The following is a 19,199-nucleotide window of genomic DNA, read 5'->3' on the forward strand; positions in this document are numbered from 1 at the left end:
ATCCATGGATTGAATCGTGGTTTTAAATGGAATCTTTTCGGGTATACACTCATGATGAACTGATGAAAAGGAGTCGATGTTATGCGCAACTATACGAAGCACTACATTAATGGCGAATGGGTAGAATCGACCGGCTCAGAAACGATGGATGTGATTAACCCGGCTACCGAAGAACCGGCGGGACGCATCAGCCTCGGCACCCAGGAAGATCTGGACCGCGCGGTCAAGGCAGCGCGTGCCGCTTTCCCTTCATTTTCAACAACCTCGAAAGCATATCGGGTGGAATTGCTTGAAAATATCGCCAAAGAATACGAAAAGCGCAAAGATGGCCTTATCGACGCCATAACGGAGGAATTAGGTTCACCTCGGGGCATGACCGAAAATGTCCATTACAAAATGGGCCTCGTTCACTTTCAAACTGCTGCTGAGCAGCTTAAAGATTTTGAATTTAACGAAAGACGCGGTGACACCCTGATTAAAAAAGAACCGATCGGGGTCAGCGGACTCATTACCCCGTGGAACTTCCCGACGAATCAAACGTCGACCAAGCTGGCAAGCGCATTCGCGGCCGGAAGCCCGGTCGTCCTTAAACCGGCGGAACTCACACCGTTTGCTGCCGTTATTTTAGCAGAAATTTTTGAAGCGGCCGATGTTCCCAAAGGAGTCTTTAACCTCGTTAACGGCACGGGCGAAACGATCGGCAACGGTATCAGCTCCCACCCGGACATCGATTTTGTTTCCTTCACCGGTTCCGGAGCCGTCGGCCAAAAAATCTCCGAGAATGCCGCGAAAAATGTGAAGAAAGTCGCGCTTGAACTCGGCGGGAAATCCCCAATGGTGATTCTCGATGACGCCGATGTGAAAAAGGCAGCCAAGGCAGCGGTCAACAACGTGGTTATGAATTCAGGGCAAGTATGTAGCGCCGCCACGCGCACGCTGGTCCCCAATTCGATGCACGATGACTTCATTGCAGCCGTACAGGAAGTATTGCCCGGCTATCCCGTCGGCGATCCCAATGGCCCCAATATGATGGGACCGCTTGTCGCCGAGAAACAATGGGATCGTGTCCAGGGCTATATTGAAAAAGGTGTCGAGGAAGGCGCGACCCTCGTTGCCGGCGGCACAGGCAAACCGGAAGGTCTGGAAAAGGGCTATTACGTCAAGCCTACCGTTTTTACCGATGTCGATAACGACATGGTCATTGCCCAGGAAGAAATTTTCGGTCCGGTGATGTCGGTGATTCGATACGAAGGCCTTGACGAAGCCGTCGACACAGCCAACGACACCATCTACGGCCTGGCCGGCTACGTATTCGGCGAAGACGAAGAAAAGCTGCAGGATGTCGCTTCCCGCCTGCAGGCCGGTCGCATCACCGTCAACAATGCGAAAGCAGACTTCACCGCGCCATTCGGCGGTTACAAACAGTCCGGTGTCGGTCGCGAATGGGGCGATTACGGCATTGAAGAATATCTCGAAGTTAAAACCGTGCTGGGAATGCCTTCCTGAACAACCGCATAAAGAAAACTTGCCTAACCTGGGGTTGGGCAAGTTTTTGCTTTTAGCAGATACAAAAGTATAACTTTCTTATCATGCATAAGTGCAATTAAGGCTTTCGCCAGGCTTGGCGATAAAGTTTTCTTTATTACAAGGATAGAGGTGAATCGATGTTAGACAAACTGCGCAACCCTTTCAGGAAAAAGCGTTGTCATTTTTGTAAAATGTCTACCCCATACATGCGCGACTATTACGATGAACACGATAACAGAGTAGTCGTCTGTGAGAAATGTTTAGAGTATGCCGAAAGACGGGCATTCAGAAGAATATAAGGAGGAATGGGAATGATCAGCCAAGACGAGATGCACACGCTGAAAAAGCGACTGCTGGAAATGAAACAAGATATAGAAACGCAATTCGAACACGCCGACCGCCCTGAAGAAACCGGCGAACTGTCCCAATCAGACAATCACCCCGGCGATCAGGCGACCGAACTCCACGAACAGCAAAAAAACGTCGCTCTCCACAATCAGTCACGGCAGCAACTGGCCGATATCCACCATGCTTTACAAGCCATCGAGGATGGCCATTATGGACGTTGTGAAGTGTGTGACGAACCGATCCCCTATGAACGGCTGGAACTGGTTCCGGAAACGATGCGATGCGTCAGGCACGCCGATCAGGAAGCGACTGACACCGAGCGACCGGCAGAAGAAGATTCTCTGGATGCTTCGTTACAAGAGAAAAATTTCGATCGCGCGAATACGTGGGAAACGGCAAGCGAGCACGGCACCTCGCGCTCGCCGTCAGATATGTAAACGAAGCGGAGCCCCTCTTTTGGAAGGGCTCCGCTTATTGCTTTATTTAGAACGAAATCACGCCGAATCCCAAGAGCACGACGATCACAAGCGTAACGACAACGAGGGTGAAACTGACGGCCGCGCTTTCGCCCCGCTTCGTTTTGCCGAGCGCCATCTCCATGAAACCGATGAGAAGAAGCGCCAAAATGCCTTTGACCACAAACATAGCCGGAAAGCCTAATTCAAATAACAGCCCAACGCCGGATACGATCATGATGAGATAAAAAATGCCAAGAATGATGCGCAAAATTCTTCCGCCTGTATTCTTGCCTGCCCTGTATAGGAAAAAAGCGATCAGAAACAGTATCGGCAAAAAAGCCCACGATCCTTGGTGTGAGGCGAATAACATATCGTACATGTGTCTCGTTCATCCTTTCTAATAGATCTCCAGGTTCTTATACCCTATCCATGCCCATGTTACACGAGATTTCTCCATTAGGATAGGAAAGTTTTGTGAACGCCGTATGAACAATGGGTATTTAAGGGCACGGTTGGGACGCAGCCCCCTCCAGAGTGCCTCAAATTGGGCATTTTTTCCATTTTGATGAACGCGGCGCTCTGCACAGCTATTAAAGAAAACTTGGCTTATCGCCAAGCATGGCGAAAGCCTTAGTTGCACTTATGCAAGATAAGAAACCATCATGGCGGCTGAGCATACCGCCACCATCTATCATGAAAACAACTGATTTAGCGCAAAAAGTATAATCGTGACATATGTTGGTTATACTGATTGGTTTGCGCTGCTCCAATAATGGTTGTTTTCATACAAAAGTTTTATACTTTTTTATCTGCCAAAAAAAGAACAAGCCCTGACAGCCTGTTCTTCTTAGCGCCCTATTCATTTTCCGTCAACTGTCGCAAATCCTCCATAATCGGCTCGGTGTCGACTTCGAGGCCATCATAACGTTGAATGACCTGGCCACTGTCATCCACTAGAAAAATATCGGTGGAATGGATGATATCCTCGTCATCGTCAGCCGGTGCGACCACACTGTGAAATGTACTTTCGGCAAATTCCTCTACCTCGCCGAGACTATAGCCGGTGAGAAAGTTCCAGTTCGAATAATCTGCCTCGTATTGATCCCCGTATTCTTTTAGTATTTCCGGTGAGTCATACTCGGGATCGACCGTAAATGAAACAAGGTTGGCAGCAATGTCTTCTGTGGCCAGATCCTCTTGCAACTGGGACATATTCGGGGTCATTAAATTACAGACCGTCGGACAACGTGTAAAAATCATGTTAACGAGCGTATACTCCCCTTCCAGGTCCTCATTCGTCACCACCTCATCGGATTGATTCGTGTAGGAAAAATCATGAAGATCCAGGCCGTATGCCTGCAAGTCTTCCCCGTTCTCCGCCGAAGTGTTACTCACATTATCGAACCACCCACACCCTGAAAGTGCGAAAAGCAGGACGAAACCGCCCATCAACAACCATTTTTTTGTTCGCAAAAGATTTCCCCCTTCCTTATTCACCTACTCTGAGGAATATGCAAAAGCTTGGCAACTATGTCCAATGGGGATAAAAAAATACCGCTGTCAATGTTTTCTTCCGACAGCGGTTCAGACGGTTATTTTAATGCTTCCTTGAGGTCAGCTTCAATCTTTTCCGGATGCGTGCGTGGCGAGTAACGATATAATACCGTTCCTTCACGACCGACGAGAAATTTTGTAAAATTCCATTTGATGTTATTTGAGCCTAAGCCTTTCGTTTCCTGTGTAAGATGCGCAAATAAGGGATCAACGTCTTCGCCGCGCACCTCCGTTTTTTTAAACAATGGAAAAGTCACGCCGTATTTTTCCTGTAAATGATCGGGAATGTCTTCATCGGCCAGCGGTTCCTGGTTCATGAACTGATTGCTCGGGAACCCTAACACATAGAAACCTTTGTCCTTATATTGCTCATAGAGCTTTTGCAGCTCTTTCAGTTGTGAGGCAAAGCCACATTTGCTGGCTGTATTCACAATGAGCAAAACGTTGCCTTCATACGCTTGCAAAGTATGCTCCCCATCAACAACCGATTCAACTTTCGTGTCAAAGATACTCATCCGCATCCACTCCTTTTTAAACCATACCCGCTATAGCCTGTAGCCAATCATTTGTTTACAACCTGAAGGTGGGCTTATAATGTAGTCATACAAGGGAGGAAAATAAAAATGTCCATTCAAAAAGCGTTAACGATCGCCGGTTCCGACTCCAGCGGCGGTGCCGGCATTCAGGCTGATCTTAAAACATTTCAGGATTTAGGTGTATATGGCATGAACGCGCTAACGACCGTGGTAGCCATGAATCCTGACAATTGGGAACATCGCGTGTTTCCCCAGGATGTAAAAACCGTGGAAGCCCAGTTGGAAACGATTCTTTCCATCGGGGTCGATGCCATGAAAACAGGCATGCTCGCTTCGGTTGATGTGATTGAGCTCGCCGCCCGCACCATCGAGGAACATGGCCTGGAGCAAACCGTCATTGACCCCGTGCTCGTATGTAAAGGCGAGGATGAAGTCCTGCACCCGGAAACCGCCGATGCACTTAGAGAGGTTCTCGTTCCGAAAGCATTAGTGGCGACACCGAATTTATTCGAAGCATCCCAGCTGGCCCAGATGAAAACGATCACCACCATCGAAGGCATGAAAGAAGCTGCGAAGCGCATCCACGACAACGGAACCAAATACGTCGTTGTTAAAGGGGGCAAGCAACTCGAGCATGACCTCGCGATCGACATCGTCTACGACGGCCATGAGTTTAAGCTTCTGGAAACAGAAAAAATCGACACCTCTTACAATCATGGTGCCGGCTGTACGTTTGCGGCTGCGATCACGGCCGAGCTTGCCAAAGGCAGCGACGTTCACGAGGCCATCGCGACTGCCAAGCAATTCGTCACCGCCGCGATCACCCATGGCTGGCGCATGAACGAACACGTCGGTGCCGTCCTCCACGGCGCGTACCGACAATACGGCAATGAAACGAAGATACAAAAACAGCAAATGTAACTAATGGAAGGCTTTCGCAATGATAGCGAAAGCCTTAGCATTTCCGGACTATGGGGCCCCGTTATTTTTGCTTGTGATCGATCCATTCGGTAAAGGCGCGTAAGAAGGAAGCGATTTGGGCATTTGTATCGTCATCTGTAATCGCGCCGTTTTCGGCGATTTTTTTATTCGCACGTGAGATAAAGACCTCGGGCTTTTGCATCACCGACGCCCCGGCAGCCACGAGGGATTGCTTCATCTGTTGCTGGGAAAAAGCGGTGCCGAACATCGTCGGTGACGCGCCGATCATCGCCGCGGGCATATCCGTAAGCACGTTATGATTGGCATCGCTTCCCGCCCAATCGATCGCATTTTTCAAAACGCCGGGCATGCCGTGATGATATTCCGGGGTTACGATGAAAAGGCCGTCGCTATCCAGGATCGCACGTTTAAACCGCGCAACGCTTTCCGGGTCGCCACCGGCTTCCAAATCGCCGTTGAAAAGCGGCAATTCCGCCAAATCATACGTATGTATCGTTACGTTGTCTTCGGTCATCCGCGTGGCAGCCGATAACACATGTCGATTAAAAGACCCACGACGCAAACTTCCGCTAATGCCTAAAATGTTGTATGGTTTTGCCACCTTGATCACTCCTCTAGTGTAGCGTCACTTTATTTATTTTATCCCCGCTCTTCCCTCAATTTAAACGTTTCCTTTTTTCCGGATCAAAAGTGGTTTATCATAGAAAAAGATCAGTCAATCAAGGAGAGATGCCAAATGGAATATCGAACGGAAAAAGACACCCTCGGCGAAATGCAGGTGCCGGCGGACAAGTACTGGGGAGCGCAAACCGAGCGAAGTTTACGCAATTTCCCGATCGGCAAGGAGCATATGCCCCGGGAAGTCGTGCACGGTTTCGCCACCCTGAAAAAAGCTGCCGCACGGGCGAACGAAAGCCTTGGCAAGATGGAGAGTGACAAGGCAGACGCCATTGCCCAGGCCGCCGATGAAGTGATCGCCGGTGAGTGGGACAGTCATTTTCCCCTGGTCGTCTGGCAAACCGGCAGCGGCACGCAATCCAACATGAACATGAATGAAGTACTCGCGCGCCGGGGCACGGAAATCCTCAAGGAGCAGGGCAAGGATGCCTCCATCCACCCCAATGACGATGTGAACCAGTCGCAAAGCTCCAACGACACCTTCCCAACCGCGATGCACATTGCCGCCGTTTCCGAAGTTAAAAATGAACTGCTGCCGACATTGCAAACATTGAAAAATACGATCGCGAAAAAAGTCGAAGATTTTAACGACATCATAAAAATCGGCCGCACCCATCTGCAGGACGCCACCCCTCTCACCGTCGGCCAGGAATTCAGCGGCTGGCAGGAAATGCTGCGCAAAAGTGAAAACATGATCGCGGAAAGCATCGACTACTTAAACGACCTCGCCATCGGCGGCACGGCTGTCGGGACAGGCATTAACGCCCATCCCGATTTTGGGGAAAAAACCGCAGCGGTCATCAGTGAAGAAACCGGCTTGCCTTTTCGGTCCGCGCCGAATAAATTTCACGCGCTCACAAGCCATGATGATACCACTCATGCGCATGGCGCGCTCAAAGGCCTGGCGGCCGACTTAATGAAAATCGCCAACGACGTCCGCTGGCTATCGAGCGGTCCCCGCTCAGGCATCGGCGAGCTGACGATCCCGGCCAATGAACCGGGAAGCTCGATTATGCCCGGCAAAGTGAATCCGACCCAAAGTGAAGCACTCACGATGGTGTGTGCCCAGGTCATGGGCAATGACGCGACAATTGGCTTCTCCGCCAGCCAGGGAAATTTCGAGCTGAACGTCTTTAAGCCGGTCATCATTTACAATTTCCTGCAATCGGCGCAATTGCTCACCGACGCCATGCAATCGTTCCATGACCGTTGTATCGTCGGCATCGAGCCTGAAAAAGAAAACATCGACGCGCACGTGGAAAATTCACTCATGCTCGTCACCGCGTTAAACCCCCATATTGGCTATGAAAAAGCGGCAGCGATCGCGAAAAAAGCGCATGCCGAAGGCTCAACGTTGAAAGAAGCCGCCATCAACAGCGGGGAGTTAAGCGAAGCGCAATTTAATGAATGGGTCGATCCGGCGAAGATGGTACGTCCATCGGAATGAGATAATAGAAAACTGCCCTGGCCGTAAGGTTCGAGGGCAGTTTTTATTCGTCATAAGTAAAGCGGACGACATATTTTTCATTTTTTAACTGAATGACTTCCACGAGGGGCGAGAGTTCGTATCCATTATGCCAGTTGTCTTCCAGTTTGGCCTTGACGCAACCGGCCTGGAATTTTGACCGAAAGGTTTGTTTCCAGTAGATCCAGCGAGGTCCATACATATATAATTGCTCCTTATACTTTCCAACTATTTTACGACCCTCTGTCGACATTATGCAAGATCTTTGATTGATGTTCAGGCATGATACAGACATTCCACAGTGAATGTCTTGTTTGTGTCCGGCTCCCCGATTCGGACAATTTTGGTGGTGCATCACTTGTTTGTAGCCGAATCTGGCCCCCTTTTGGACAATTCCAGCGGCCCTTCATGGATTAATGGCCGAATCCGAGAACCTTTCGTACAATTCCAGCGGCCCTTCTCCCATTTATGTCCGAATTCCTGGCCCATTCGGACATTTTCGCAGGCCCTCCTCCCTTTCGTGGCCGAATCCGCTCCCTCCCATTTAATGTCACTGCCCCATTAGCCCAATGCCCAAACCTTCCTTTTAGCGATTGGGCATAAGACATGATACAATGCTTCCAGGTTAATTTTCTTGACAGAAATGAGGTTTTGACCATGGATGGAGATATTCGTTCACTCCCTTTTAAGAGCGATATTCTTAACACAGAATTTGACCTTCACGTCTACCTTCCGCCCAATTATCACGAGAGTATATCTTATCATTTGGCGGTCGCGCAAGACGGTCAGGATTTTTTTCGGCTCGGAAAAATCGGTCGTAAAATTGAAGACATGATTCTGGAGGAAGCCGGTCCGGAAACGATCGTCGTCGGGGTTCCCTATCCGCGCGTGGCTGCACGACGCAAGTGGTATCACCCTGATGGCGAAGAACTTCCGCAATACTTACAGTTTTTAACCGCGGAACTTCTGCCCTTTTTAGCCCAGGAATATTCCCTGCACGAGGACCCGGAAGGGCGGGTGCTCATGGGTGATTCACTGGCGGGCACGCTGGCTTTGCTCGCTTGCCTGGAGCATCCGGACACATTCTCGCGTGCCATTATGTATTCCCCTTACGTCAATGACACCCTGCTTTCCAAAATTGATGAGAGCTCGCATCTGGGCACGCTTACGCTCTACCATACCGTCGGATCCGAAGAAAGGGAAGTGAAAGGAACAGACGGTACGATTATGGATTTTATTTCGATGAACAACGATCTTCATGAGCGACTGAACGCCAACGTGTCCAACTATCGCTTCAAAACATTGGACAAAGGGGATCATACGTGGTACACGTGGGAGCCCGATTTGCATAAAGCCTTACATTTTATGTATATTTTCAACGCTTAAAGGAGCGGAAAGTATGAACGTTCACATGGCCAACACGGAAGAAGACATGCAAAAAGTACGCGAGATCCGCTCGACGGTTTTCATCGACGAGCAAAACGTCCCTCCCGAGGAGGAATGGGATCAATATGAAAAAGAAAGTGTCCATCTCCTCGCCCAAATGTCAGGTGAATGGGCCGGGGCCGGACGGGTACGCTTCCACGAAGGCGTGGGAAAAGCAGAGCGCATCTGCGTGCTCAAGGCGTTCCGGGGCACCGGCCTCGGCAAGGAACTGATGCACGCGGTGGAAGATTACGTGGCTGAGCAAGGCGGGCGATCGGTAATTCTGAACGCGCAAACCCGTGCCAAAAACTTCTATGAACGACTCGGCTACAAAGTTACTTCCGGTGAATTTTTGGACGCGGGTATCCCCCACGTCGCGATGGAAAAAGTTCTATAACGAAATGAGGCATCATCTCTCGACGGATGATGCCCCTTTTTATTTTTACGCCTGCGCATCGAAATGATAGCCTTTTTCGTGCTTGTCTCTCTTCTCTTTCCTATGCCTATCCGTACGCGTGAGCTTGACGGGTTCAACGGGAGCACTCGCCTTGATCAATGGTTGCACTGATTGCACGCGGTTTCCATATTGTATAACCGTGTCATTCCTTTGCATGGAAATATAGCCCATCACGAGATCCCCTTTCGCCTTGGTCGCTACTTTCCTATACCCCAACGTCCACATCATTACGCCTATTTCGCGTGATTTTCCACAAGGGCTATACACGCATTAGGTTAAACGTACATAAGATGTAACGAACATGAAGGAAAAGGAGTGATGAACGTGAGTTGCGGATGCAAAGATTACGCATCAGGCCACTGCGTCTGTGATGCGGTGCTTTCGATCAAGGAAGCGCAGGATGCCGTTGACAAAAAGTTTGACGACTGTGTCAACAGTTGTTTCACCAACTTGTTAGGTCCGAAAAGACCCGGGAAGGTTCAGGACACCATTCCATTTATGCTAAAAGATAAAAAGAGCAACCTGTTCTGGGCCACCGGCGGGCTGACAGCGGACTATAACGACGTGTTCGAGACCGTATTTTTCCGGGTTGAAAACGTCGATGAAAAAACGTGCTGCGCTACTTTATCGCTACTTCGTCCGATCAAAGACATCAAGTTTACCCATAACTGCTGTGTCGATCCAACGTCTCTTTCAGATGTGTATTGTCTGGAAAAAACACACTTCTGTATCGAAGTTGATCTAAACTGCTTCTGTGCCATCCAGTGTTTGGATCCCGATTTGGTAGATAATCATGCCAAAAGACCGGACGACAGAGACAAAAAGCATCATCATCACGAGAAGTGATCGACTGATAGTGCCGTGACATCATCGTAGTTGATGGTTACCAGGTAAGGAGATTGTTGGGTCTGCATCGTGAAATGCTGCTCCTCGGCAGCAGTAACGGTGCCGACCCATACTTGTTCTTTCGTTTTACATACACACGTGAGCGGTGTACGCTTGCGCATTTTTAAAAGAAATTCTGCTTTCTCCTTGACCGACTTATCGGCGAACGTCTGTGGTTTGTCTTCTGCTTTTTTATTTTCTTCCTCAGGTGCCGGACGGCCTAAATGTTCGCCTGCAGGTGCCCGCCCGGAATCGGAACCGGATAGGTCGGAGCTTAATCGCTCCCGTGACCGCTTCGTATAATGTGATGGCGCGCTTCTTACCTGCCAGTCGTACCCCAGGTGCCTGGATAAATTAAACGAACGCCGCTTTCTTTCCTCCTCTTCATGATTGGAGTCAGGCTCCTCCTCGCCCGGTTCTTCTACTTCTGCTTTTACATTTATGCCATCGCGCTTATATAAGATTTCCACTTCTGTCCTACCCTGTTCTATCGGTTCATGTGCGGGATTATCAATATATAGGAGCGGCTGGTCTTGTTTCTGCTGTTTGCGTGTGCCCATCTCTTCTCCTCCCCTCGGAAAACGTCATGTTACATTGTATTCACAGGACAACGAGCTATGATTGAATGAGAAGGAAAAAAGATCTTTCTTCTTTCATATGTAATAAAAGAAAAAAAGAGAGGGCAGATGCTTTGAGAGCGCTAAAATACAGCTAACACCCATTCCGCTCTAACGCGTAGGCGTCAGCCTGTTTTACGCTGAAACAACACACCTGTACAGATGCCTGAATAACGTATACGGAGAACGATTTTTTCGTTCTTTAAACCGACATTTGGGGAGGAATGAGCATGTCTGCCGGATACGGACATGGTGGCGGCTTTGCATTGATCGTCGTACTTTTCATTCTGCTTATCATCGTAGGGACCGCTTACTGTTAGGCTGAAGTTGATAAATCTGCTAAAAAAATCATCCCGTCCGAGGGATGATTTTTTTTACCTTTTTATTCGTTCCCGACTTCTTCCGGTAATGTCGGTGTCGTGCCATATTGGGCAACGATCTCCTCCATATGGTGACAAGCGGCCTGATGGTCATCGGCCATATCACCGGTCTTGCGGAGTTCCGGATCTTCCTGTTTGCAAATGTCCGTGGCAAACGGGCAACGCGTATGGAAACGGCAACCACTTGGAGGGTCCATAGGTGATGGCACGTCCCCTTCTATGACGATGCGTTCACTTTTCTCGTCAGGATCCGGCACCGGGATCGCGGAAAGCAAGGCGCGCGTGTACGGATGGCGCGGCGAATCGAACAATGATTTTTTGTCGGCGATTTCCACGATTTTACCGAGATACATAACGGCGACGCGATCGGAAATGTGGCGAACGACGCCGAGGTCGTGAGAGATGAACAAATACGTGAGATCGTACTTGCGCTGCAAATCCCGGAGCAGGTTCAGCACCTGGGCCTGGGTGGAGACGTCCAGGGCCGAAACGGCTTCGTCACAAACGATCAGTTTCGGATCCACGGAAAGGGCCCGCGCGATCCCGATCCTTTGTCGCTGACCGCCGCTGAATTCATGGGGGTAGCGCTCGGCTTGGTGCGGACGCATCCCGACGACATCCATCAGCTCACGAATCCGTGCCGGGCGATCTTTTTTCGGTACGACGCCCTGGATCGCCATCGCTTCATCGAGGATTTGCTTGACCTTCTGACGGGGATTCAAGGAAGCGTACGGATCCTGGAAGATAATCTGCATATCTTTTCGTTTATCGCGAAGTTCGGACTTGCTTAGACTGCGAAAATCTTCTCCGTTAAAGGTGATTTCTCCATCCGTGGGCTCTTCCAGGCGCAAAACGGCCCGACCGGTCGTGGACTTCCCACACCCTGATTCGCCGACGAGACTAAGGGTTTCTCCCGGATTAATGGCAAAAGAAATGTCATCCACCGCTTTGACTTCCGCTTTTGTCCGGTTCAAAATCCCGCCTTTGACCGGAAAATATTTTTTCAGGTTTTTCGTTTCAAAAAGAGGTGTTGTTGTCATGACCCCTGCTGCACCTCCTCATTTTTCATCGGGTTGCCCTCGGCATCCCATTCATCGGTATAAATCCAGCAGCGTACCGCCCCTGCATCCGTATGTCCGTCAATATTGTTGCTTGGCGCCGCAAGGGACGGATGGGTGTTACAAATCTCAGAGGCGTACGGGCAACGCTGGGCAAACCGGCAGCCGCTCGGCATTTCCGCCGGACTCGGCACGGTCCCTCTGATGACTTCCAATTCGTCTACGTCAACGTCATGACGCGGAATCGAATTCATGAGTCCTTGCGTATAAGGGTGCAAAGGGCGATTGAAAAGCGTTTTGACATCCGCTTGCTCCACGACTTCACCGGCATACATAACGGCGACTTGATCGGCCGTTTCGGCGATGACCCCAAGGTCATGGGTAATGATCATAACCGCCATGCCCGTTGACTCCTGAAGACGTTTAATCAGTTCAAGAATCTGCGCCTGGATGGTGACATCAAGCGCCGTTGTCGGTTCATCGGCGATTAATAGTTCCGGTTCACACGCGAGTGCCATCGCAATCATCACCCGCTGGCGCATACCTCCGGACAGTTCATGGGGATAACTCTTCGCCCGGGATTCCGGCGCGGGAATGCCGACGAGTTTGAGCATGCGAATCACTTCCTGGTGTGCTTCGCGTTTGCCCATCTTTTTGTGAATCTTTACGGTTTCCGCCACTTGATGACCGACGGTAAACACGGGGTTCAATGAGGTCATCGGTTCCTGGAATATCATGGAAAGGCGGTTGCCGCGATATTTTGCGAACTGGGCTTTTGATTTTTGCAGTAAATCATCCCCGTTCAGCTCGATTTTACCGCCAATAATCTCTCCGGGGGATTGAATGAGCTGCATGACCGACAACGAAGTAATGCTCTTTCCGGAACCGCTTTCGCCGACGATGCCCAGCGTTTCATTCTCGCGTACTTCAAAATCAACACCGTCAACAGCCTTTACTTCCCCGTCATAAGTGAAAAAAGATGTCTGCAGGTTTTCTACTTTTAAAACAGGGGTATGATCCTTTGTAGTCACCGTACATGACCTCCTTTCTAGTTCAATTCTATTCGTTTATTCAAGACGCGATACAGGACATCGACGACGAAGTTGACAAATACGAACGTTAACGCGAGAACGATCACCGTTCCCTGCACGACAGGAAAGTCCCGTTGCGCAATTGCATCGACGACGAGGCGTCCCAGCCCGTTGATGCTAAAGACGCTTTCTGTGAGAACCGCTCCGCTTAAGAAGTATCCAAACTGCAGCCCGATGACGGTGACGACCGGGATTAAAGCGTTTCTAAGCGCGTGCTTGTAGATGACGAATCGTTCTTTGACGCCTTTGGCGCGCGCCGTTCGCACGTAATCTTCACCGATGACTTCCAGCATCGCCGAGCGCGTCATCCGGGCGATAATCGCGGCCCCTGCCGTACCCATCGTAATCGCGGGCAAGAAAATCTGCTGCCAATCGCCCCACCCGGAGGTCGGCAACCAGCCAAGCTGATTGGCAAATACGTACATGAGCATAAGGCCCAGCCAGAAGTTTGGCATCGAAAGACCGATAACCGCGGCCGCCATCGTTCCGAAATCACGGAAGGAATTTTGCTTGTTCGCGGCGAGAATACCGAGAAAAAGGCCGACACTAACCGCGACCACAAGACCCCAAAAAGCGAGTTCCAGCGTAATCCAAAAGCGGGGAGCCACCAGTTCCATCACCGGCTGCCCGGTACGCACGGATTCGCCGAGATCAAACTGGGCGAGGTCAGCTAGGAATAATCCATACTGGACATATAAAGGCTCGTTTAAGCCCAGGTTTTCTCGCACTTGTTCCAATTGTTCTTCCGAAGCCGCCTCTCCGGCCATAACCTGTGCCGCATCCCCGGGGATTAATTGAATGATCAGAAAGGCAACGAGGGTTACGCCGATAATGACCGGGATAAGTTGTAACAAGCGGCGGATGATAAAAATATGCACGCGAAACGCCTCCTTACTTTTTTGACCTTGGATCTAGCGCATCCCGTAAACCGTCACCCAGCATGTTGAAGCCGAGCACGACGAGGACGAGCGCGATCCCCGGAAATAGGGTGAGGTGGGGATTGTCCCACATATAGCTTCTTCCCGAGTTAAGCATGGCTCCCCATTCGGGGGTCGGCGGTTGGACGCCGAGGCCAAGGAAGGAGAGGCCGGCGGCACTCAGTATCGATGTGGCCACTTGCAGGGAAGCTTGTACGATAATCGGTGAACTCACATTCGGCAGCAAGTGTTGAAAAAGAATTTTGGCGTCTTTGGCGCCGAGGGCGCGCACGGCCTGAATGTATTCCACATCCTTGACTTCCAGCACCGATCCGCGGGTAATTCTTGCGAACACCGGAATGTTGTAAATCGCCAGGGCAATGATGACATTGTTCAGGCTCGGTCCGAGCGCACTTACGATGGCAAGCGCTAACAAAATGCCCGGGAACGCGAGCAATACGTCAGCGACCCTCATTATGATGGAATCCAAGATGCGGCCGTAGTAACCGGCAAGCAAGCCCAGAACAATCCCAAACACGGCCCCGACAGCAACGGATACCGTCCCTACATATAACGTCAAATGCGTCCCATAAATGATCCGACTGAATATGTCCCTGCCGTTATGGTCGGTACCAAACCAATTTTCCGACGATGGACCTTGAAAATCATTAAGTACGTCCGTGGAATTCGGATCATGTGTCATCAGAAATGGTGCAAATGCGGCGATCAATAAAAAGAATATAAGAATGCACGCGCCAATCAATGAAGACTTATTACGAATCATTCGTTTCAGCAATGACTTAAAGCGCGACTCCGGCTTGGCAAATTCCTCCCGCTCCGGAGATTGGTTTACGGTTGACCCCATCCTCGCTTCAACCCTTTCTCTTAATCTCAAAGATCAAACTATTTTCTTATTATAGCAATCATATTGTGTTTTACAATAGACAATAAAAACATATTCGGCAAGTATCTATTTTAAAGTTTTAAAGGATTCGTTTCCAGACCGTGAGGACACGTGCTCAATTTATTTTACTTTACATCACTGCATAATTGTTGTAAATCGTAATCTTTTGGCGTATTCATCTTAATTTTTCCATAAAAATAGTATTGCAAGTTTCTGATTCGTAAGATATAGTGACAATAGCTCAATAAAAGGGGGAGACGAAGTGAAACGTTACAAACGTTCTGGTTATCTTTTCTCAGCAGCGCTGGCAACCACTCTTTTGCTTGCGGCCTGCACGGATGATTCAGATGTAGAGGATGGGGCAGACGAAGGCGACAACGGGGAAGAGGCCGAAGATGATGAAGAAGCGGAAGGAGAGCCGCAGGAAGGCGGCGATCTCTCCATTGCCCTGGCTGGGGAACCGGATACGGTCGACCCGCATGGGACCAATGACAACCAATCCGCTAAAGCTCGTTCCCTTATATATGAAACACTCGTCAATCATGACCCGGAAACTTTAGATTTGGAGACGACCGGTTTGGCCGAATCCTATGAACAAGTCGATGAAACGACATGGGAATTCGAGTTGCACGAAGGTGTAAACTTTCATAATGGCGAAGAGTTGACGGCCGATGATGTCGTCGCCACGTTTGACCGTGTTCTCGATGAAGATTTCGCATCAGAGGCGCTTGTTCTATTTGAAATGATCGAAGACGTGGAAGCCCTTGATGATTATACTGTGCAGTTCACGACCGAATTTCCGTTTGCTCCGTTAGACTCGCATCTTGCCCATAACGCGGCTGGTATCATTAGTGAGACAGCGATCGAGGAAGATGAAGCCGACGAGCAAAACCTGGATATTGAAACAGATGGCGGAACAGGCCCATTTGAATTCGAGGAATGGGAACAGGGTAATTCGATGTCCTTTACAAAAAATGAAGATTATTGGGGCGAAGAAGCCTACCTTGATAGCGTTACCTATGATATGGTTGACGAAGACCTTACGCGTGTAAGTATGCTTGAGAATGAAGAGACACACGTCGCTGATTTAATCCAGCCTAATCTGGTGGATCAGGTAGAAAGTCTTGACAATGCAAACCTGCTTAACGTACCGAGCTTGAGTATGACATATGTCGGCCTTAACACTGATTCAGAACCGTTGGATGATCCCCAGGTACGTCAAGCCATCACCTTGGCGATCGATAACGATGAATTAGTAGAGGGTATTTATTCCGGCTATGCCGATCCGGCTTATGGTCCCATCAATGAGATTGTATTCGGTTATGATGAGGATATCGATGAACTCGGATATGACCCTGAAGAGGCGCAAGAATTACTCGAGGATGCCGGTCATGAGGATGGCATTGAATTGACGCTTGCCGCCAATGATGATAATCCGCTTCGTGAACAAACGGCGGAATACGTGCAGGACCAACTGTCCGAAGTCGGCATTGACCTTTCCATCGAGAACGTTGAATGGGGAGCTTTCCTCGAACAATCCGGTGAAGGTGAATTTGACATGTTCGTTCTCGGCTGGGGTACCGTTACCGGAGATGCGGATTACACGATGTACTCCCTCTTCCACTCCGATAACCTCGGCGCAGCCGGAAACCGTTCCTTCTATGAGAACGATGAAGTGGACGAATTGATCATGGACGCACGCCAAGAGGAAGATGAGGAGACGCGCGAAGAGCTTTACACTGAAATCCAGGATATTCTCGTCAAAGACGCTCCCATTATCTATACAGCCTTTGATGATCATCGCGTTGGCGTTGCCGACTCCGTGGAAAATTTTGTGCATCATACGAATGGCACCTTTGAACTCGATGAAACGTATATCACCGAAGAAACAGAGGGCGGTTATTAAACGGGCCAAGATAGGATGAACCACGTGCGGGTGTGCCGCGCGTGGTTTTTCTTTTGGCAGGTAAGAAAGTATAAACCACTTTCTTATCCTGCATAGTGCAACTAAGGCTTATCGCCTTAAAGGCTTGGCGATAAGCCAAGTTTTCTTTACGTCCAAAAATTTTTGTGTTAATTTTTTTACTAGTATTGAAAATTTCTCGTTCCTGGGATATAGTTAGCTTAGTATTTAAAGGGGGGATACAGTGAAACGTTACAAAAGGTCAGGGTATATTGTAGGGGTCACGCTTGCAGCCAGTCTGGTGCTTGCAGCATGTACAGATGATTCAGATGTAGAGGAAGGGGCAGAGGCGGACGAGAGCGAAGAAGAGGCTGAAGAGGAAGACGATGAGGACGATGGGGACAGTGACGGTGGCGAAGAAGCCGATGGGGAGCCGCAAGAAGGCGGGGACTTTCTGATTTCCATGTCAGGCGAGCCTGTGTCAATGGACCCGCATGCCTCGAATGACAATCAGTCCGCGAAGGCGCGTACGTTAATGTATGAAACACTGTTAAATCACAATTCGGACACACTGGATCTGGAAACGACCGGCCTGGCGGAATCATACGAGCAAACCGATGATGACACCTGGGTTTTTGAACTGCATGAAGGCGTGCATTTTCATAATGGTGAAGAGTTGACCGCTGACGACGTAGCGGCTACCTTCGATCGTGTCCTGGAAGAAGACCGCGGGTCCGAAGCTGCTTTCCTTTTCGAAATGATCGAGAGTACGGAAGCGGTCGATGATTATACCGTAGAAATCACGACCGAATTTCCATTCGCGCCATTGCCTGCCCATCTCGCGCATAATGCAGCCGGCATTATGAGCGAAGCCGCCATTGAAGAAGACGAAGCGGGCGATATTAACCTGGAAATCGAAGGTGTTGGCACTGGGCCATTCATATTCGAGGAATGGAACCAGGGAGATTCTCTGACAGTGACAAAAAATGAGGATTACTGGGGTGAGGAAGCCTACCTCGACAGTGTCACATTTGAAATCGTCGGCGAGGACCTCACCCGTGTAAGTATGCTGGAAAACAACGAAACACATGTGGCGGACCTAATCCAACCGAACTTGGTGGAACAGGTGGAAGCCCTCGACAATGCCCACCTGATTGCCGAACCGAGCTTGAGTTTAACGTATGTCGGGTTTAATACGGAAAAAGAACCATTTGATGACGTGCGTGTTCGTCAGGCAATTTCGTTAGCTGTAGATAACGAGCTGCTCGTCGACGGCGTTTATGATGGTTATGGCGAAGCGGCTTACGGGCCGATTAACGAACTCGTCTTCGGATACGACGACGATTTGGAAGACATCGGCTATGATCCGGAAGAGGCCGAAGAATTGCTCGCCGAAGCCGGTTACGAAGATGGGTTCGAGACGACCCTTTGGATGAACGACGATAACCCCGTGCGCGAACAAACGTCTGAATTGATTCAGGACCAGCTCGCGGACATTGGGGTCGACGTTTCTCTGGAAAACGTTGAGTGGGGGGCTTACCTCGATCAGACTGCTGAAGGTGAACACGACATGTTTGTACTTGGCTGGGTAACCGTAACCGGGGACGCTGATTACGGCATGTATTCCTTGTTCCACTCCGACAATTTCGGAGCCCCAGGGAACCGTTCTTTCTATGAAAACGAAGAAGTCGATGACCTTCTCGATGAAGCCCGTGAGGAAGAAGACGAAGAGACACGGGAAGAACTCTATTCCGAAATCCAGCAAATCCTCGTCGATGAAGCGCCCATGATCTACACGGTCTTTGATGAATTACGCGTCGGCGTTGCCGATTCTGCCGAAAATTTCATTCAGCATCCAAACGGAACATGGGATCTCAGTGAAACGTATATTACCGAGGAAGCCGAGGTCGACGGTTACTAAACGGTTGACTAGATAAAACACCCACGTGCCAGAGGTTGGTACGTGGGTGTTTATTATTATGTCACCTTTCTCGGGGTGGTCGGTCATCTTACCTTTTATGGTGTCACTCCAACTTTGGCTATTTTTTTGTGTA

Annotated in this window: 21 protein-coding genes; 10 read left to right on the plus strand and 11 right to left on the minus strand. The window is 49.7% G+C overall.

The features are described 5' to 3' along the window. Nucleotides 1-81: 81 nt before the first annotated feature. Nucleotides 82-1,506, plus strand: coding sequence for an aldehyde dehydrogenase family protein (locus BLS58_RS04565; RefSeq protein ID WP_090396473.1), 1,425 nt, complete (start codon nucleotides 82-84; stop codon nucleotides 1,504-1,506). 332 nt (nucleotides 1,507-1,838) lie between these two features. After that, complete coding sequence (locus tag BLS58_RS04570; RefSeq protein WP_176764610.1) at nucleotides 1,839-2,312, plus strand: TraR/DksA C4-type zinc finger protein; 474 nt, start codon at nucleotides 1,839-1,841, stop codon at nucleotides 2,310-2,312. A 46-nt stretch (nucleotides 2,313-2,358) separates the two neighbouring features. Here the strand turns inward: BLS58_RS04570 and BLS58_RS04575 are convergent, their stop codons facing one another. The 3 genes from BLS58_RS04575 to BLS58_RS04585 form a co-directional block, all read right to left on the minus strand. Next, nucleotides 2,359-2,712, minus strand: a complete 354-nt coding sequence (locus BLS58_RS04575) for a DUF1516 family protein (protein WP_090396477.1) — start codon at nucleotides 2,710-2,712, stop codon at nucleotides 2,359-2,361. A 476-nt stretch (nucleotides 2,713-3,188) separates the two neighbouring features. Further along, complete coding sequence (locus tag BLS58_RS04580) at nucleotides 3,189-3,806, minus strand: SCO family protein (RefSeq protein WP_090396479.1); 618 nt, start codon at nucleotides 3,804-3,806, stop codon at nucleotides 3,189-3,191. A 119-nt stretch (nucleotides 3,807-3,925) separates the two neighbouring features. Next, a complete protein-coding gene (locus BLS58_RS04585; RefSeq protein WP_090396480.1) occupies nucleotides 3,926-4,402 on the minus strand; it encodes a glutathione peroxidase in 477 nt (158 codons plus the stop codon). Between the two features lie 108 nt (nucleotides 4,403-4,510). Between BLS58_RS04585 and pdxK the strand changes: the two genes are divergently transcribed. Further along, nucleotides 4,511-5,344, plus strand: a complete 834-nt coding sequence (gene pdxK / locus BLS58_RS04590) for a pyridoxine/pyridoxal/pyridoxamine kinase (protein WP_090396482.1) — start codon at nucleotides 4,511-4,513, stop codon at nucleotides 5,342-5,344. Between the two features lie 61 nt (nucleotides 5,345-5,405). Here the strand turns inward: pdxK and BLS58_RS04595 are convergent, their stop codons facing one another. Beyond that, nucleotides 5,406-5,966: an NADPH-dependent FMN reductase gene (locus tag BLS58_RS04595; protein WP_176764612.1), complete on the minus strand. Its 561-nt coding sequence runs from the start codon at nucleotides 5,964-5,966 to the stop codon at nucleotides 5,406-5,408. A gap of 135 nt (nucleotides 5,967-6,101) precedes the next feature. Between BLS58_RS04595 and fumC the strand changes: the two genes are divergently transcribed. Beyond that, nucleotides 6,102-7,490 carry a class II fumarate hydratase gene (gene fumC, locus BLS58_RS04600; protein ID WP_090396486.1) on the plus strand — a complete coding sequence of 463 codons (1,389 nt, stop codon included), beginning with the start codon at nucleotides 6,102-6,104 and terminating at the stop codon, nucleotides 7,488-7,490. Nucleotides 7,491-7,533: 43 nt separating this feature from the next. Here fumC and BLS58_RS17440 read toward each other — a convergent pair whose 3' ends face one another. After that, nucleotides 7,534-7,710, minus strand: a complete 177-nt coding sequence (locus BLS58_RS17440; protein WP_176764613.1) for a hypothetical protein — start codon at nucleotides 7,708-7,710, stop codon at nucleotides 7,534-7,536. Between the two features lie 455 nt (nucleotides 7,711-8,165). Between BLS58_RS17440 and BLS58_RS04610 the strand changes: the two genes are divergently transcribed. Beyond that, nucleotides 8,166-8,894, plus strand: coding sequence for an alpha/beta hydrolase (locus tag BLS58_RS04610; RefSeq protein ID WP_176764614.1), 729 nt, complete (start codon nucleotides 8,166-8,168; stop codon nucleotides 8,892-8,894). Nucleotides 8,895-8,907: 13 nt separating this feature from the next. Further along, complete coding sequence (locus BLS58_RS04615; protein ID WP_090396492.1) at nucleotides 8,908-9,330, plus strand: GNAT family N-acetyltransferase; 423 nt, start codon at nucleotides 8,908-8,910, stop codon at nucleotides 9,328-9,330. Between the two features lie 45 nt (nucleotides 9,331-9,375). Here BLS58_RS04615 and BLS58_RS04620 read toward each other — a convergent pair whose 3' ends face one another. Next, nucleotides 9,376-9,618, minus strand: coding sequence for a hypothetical protein (locus tag BLS58_RS04620; RefSeq protein ID WP_176764615.1), 243 nt, complete (start codon nucleotides 9,616-9,618; stop codon nucleotides 9,376-9,378). Between the two features lie 96 nt (nucleotides 9,619-9,714). Between BLS58_RS04620 and BLS58_RS04625 the strand changes: the two genes are divergently transcribed. Next, nucleotides 9,715-10,236, plus strand: coding sequence for a CotY/CotZ family spore coat protein (locus BLS58_RS04625; protein ID WP_245723052.1), 522 nt, complete (start codon nucleotides 9,715-9,717; stop codon nucleotides 10,234-10,236). On the opposite strand, the gene BLS58_RS04630 is transcribed toward BLS58_RS04625, so the two are convergent. Then, a complete protein-coding gene (locus tag BLS58_RS04630; protein WP_090396497.1) occupies nucleotides 10,224-10,835 on the minus strand; it encodes a CotO family spore coat protein in 612 nt (203 codons plus the stop codon). The two genes, BLS58_RS04625 and BLS58_RS04630, sit on opposite strands and share 13 nt — an antisense overlap. A gap of 287 nt (nucleotides 10,836-11,122) precedes the next feature. Between BLS58_RS04630 and BLS58_RS04635 the strand changes: the two genes are divergently transcribed. Continuing rightward, nucleotides 11,123-11,212 (plus strand): YjcZ family sporulation protein, encoded by a 90-nt coding sequence (locus tag BLS58_RS04635; protein ID WP_143018867.1) that lies wholly within the window; start codon nucleotides 11,123-11,125, stop codon nucleotides 11,210-11,212. A 62-nt stretch (nucleotides 11,213-11,274) separates the two neighbouring features. Here BLS58_RS04635 and BLS58_RS04640 read toward each other — a convergent pair whose 3' ends face one another. Genes BLS58_RS04640 through nikC form a run of 4 tightly spaced genes read right to left on the minus strand, consistent with a single transcriptional unit; the run spans nucleotide 11,275 to nucleotide 15,203 of the window. Continuing rightward, nucleotides 11,275-12,312, minus strand: a complete 1,038-nt coding sequence (locus BLS58_RS04640; RefSeq protein ID WP_090396500.1) for an ABC transporter ATP-binding protein — start codon at nucleotides 12,310-12,312, stop codon at nucleotides 11,275-11,277. Beyond that, entirely contained in the window at nucleotides 12,309-13,361 is a 1,053-nt protein-coding gene (locus BLS58_RS04645; protein ID WP_090396501.1) for an ABC transporter ATP-binding protein, read from the minus strand. The genes BLS58_RS04640 and BLS58_RS04645 overlap by 4 nt, the downstream gene beginning before the upstream one ends. Nucleotides 13,362-13,378: 17 nt before the next feature. Next, nucleotides 13,379-14,299 carry an ABC transporter permease gene (locus tag BLS58_RS04650; protein ID WP_090396503.1) on the minus strand — a complete coding sequence of 307 codons (921 nt, stop codon included), beginning with the start codon at nucleotides 14,297-14,299 and terminating at the stop codon, nucleotides 13,379-13,381. A 13-nt stretch (nucleotides 14,300-14,312) separates the two neighbouring features. Continuing rightward, the gene (gene nikC / locus BLS58_RS04655) at nucleotides 14,313-15,203 is read right to left on the minus strand and encodes a nickel transporter permease (protein ID WP_090396505.1); all 891 of its coding nucleotides are present in this window, start codon (nucleotides 15,201-15,203) and stop codon (nucleotides 14,313-14,315) included. 301 nt (nucleotides 15,204-15,504) lie between these two features. Here nikC and BLS58_RS04660 point away from each other — a divergent pair, with 301 nt between their 5' ends. Both BLS58_RS04660 and BLS58_RS04665 read left to right on the plus strand, forming a co-directional pair. Next, nucleotides 15,505-17,148 (plus strand): ABC transporter substrate-binding protein, encoded by a 1,644-nt coding sequence (locus tag BLS58_RS04660; RefSeq protein WP_090396507.1) that lies wholly within the window; start codon nucleotides 15,505-15,507, stop codon nucleotides 17,146-17,148. Between the two features lie 241 nt (nucleotides 17,149-17,389). Continuing rightward, nucleotides 17,390-19,066 (plus strand): glutathione ABC transporter substrate-binding protein, encoded by a 1,677-nt coding sequence (locus tag BLS58_RS04665; protein ID WP_090396509.1) that lies wholly within the window; start codon nucleotides 17,390-17,392, stop codon nucleotides 19,064-19,066. Nucleotides 19,067-19,199: the final 133 nt, after the last annotated feature.

The sequence above is a fragment of the Natribacillus halophilus genome (genome assembly GCF_900100185.1).
Classification (GTDB): Bacteria; Bacillota; Bacilli; order Bacillales; family Marinococcaceae; genus Natribacillus; species Natribacillus halophilus.

Bases quoted from the DNA above. Each gene is read 5' to 3' on its own strand.
- BLS58_RS04610 (WP_176764614.1), top strand. From the start codon at position 8,166: ATGGATGGAGATATTCGTTCACTCCCTTTTAAGAGCGATATTCTTAAC.
- BLS58_RS04620 (WP_176764615.1), bottom strand. From the start codon at position 9,618: ATGATGTGGACGTTGGGGTATAGGAAAGTAGCGACCAAGGCGAAAGGG.
- BLS58_RS04575 (WP_090396477.1), bottom strand. From the start codon at position 2,712: ATGTACGATATGTTATTCGCCTCACACCAAGGATCGTGGGCTTTTTTG.
- BLS58_RS04570 (WP_176764610.1), top strand. From the start codon at position 1,839: ATGATCAGCCAAGACGAGATGCACACGCTGAAAAAGCGACTGCTGGAA.
- BLS58_RS04585 (WP_090396480.1), bottom strand. From the start codon at position 4,402: ATGAGTATCTTTGACACGAAAGTTGAATCGGTTGTTGATGGGGAGCAT.
- nikC (WP_090396505.1), bottom strand. From the start codon at position 15,203: ATGGGGTCAACCGTAAACCAATCTCCGGAGCGGGAGGAATTTGCCAAG.
- fumC (WP_090396486.1), top strand. From the start codon at position 6,102: ATGGAATATCGAACGGAAAAAGACACCCTCGGCGAAATGCAGGTGCCG.
- BLS58_RS04565 (WP_090396473.1), top strand. From the start codon at position 82: ATGCGCAACTATACGAAGCACTACATTAATGGCGAATGGGTAGAATCG.
- BLS58_RS04640 (WP_090396500.1), bottom strand. From the start codon at position 12,312: ATGACAACAACACCTCTTTTTGAAACGAAAAACCTGAAAAAATATTTT.
- BLS58_RS04615 (WP_090396492.1), top strand. From the start codon at position 8,908: ATGAACGTTCACATGGCCAACACGGAAGAAGACATGCAAAAAGTACGC.
- BLS58_RS04630 (WP_090396497.1), bottom strand. From the start codon at position 10,835: ATGGGCACACGCAAACAGCAGAAACAAGACCAGCCGCTCCTATATATT.
- BLS58_RS04635 (WP_143018867.1), top strand. From the start codon at position 11,123: ATGTCTGCCGGATACGGACATGGTGGCGGCTTTGCATTGATCGTCGTA.
- BLS58_RS17440 (WP_176764613.1), bottom strand. From the start codon at position 7,710: ATGTATGGACCTCGCTGGATCTACTGGAAACAAACCTTTCGGTCAAAA.
- pdxK (WP_090396482.1), top strand. From the start codon at position 4,511: ATGTCCATTCAAAAAGCGTTAACGATCGCCGGTTCCGACTCCAGCGGC.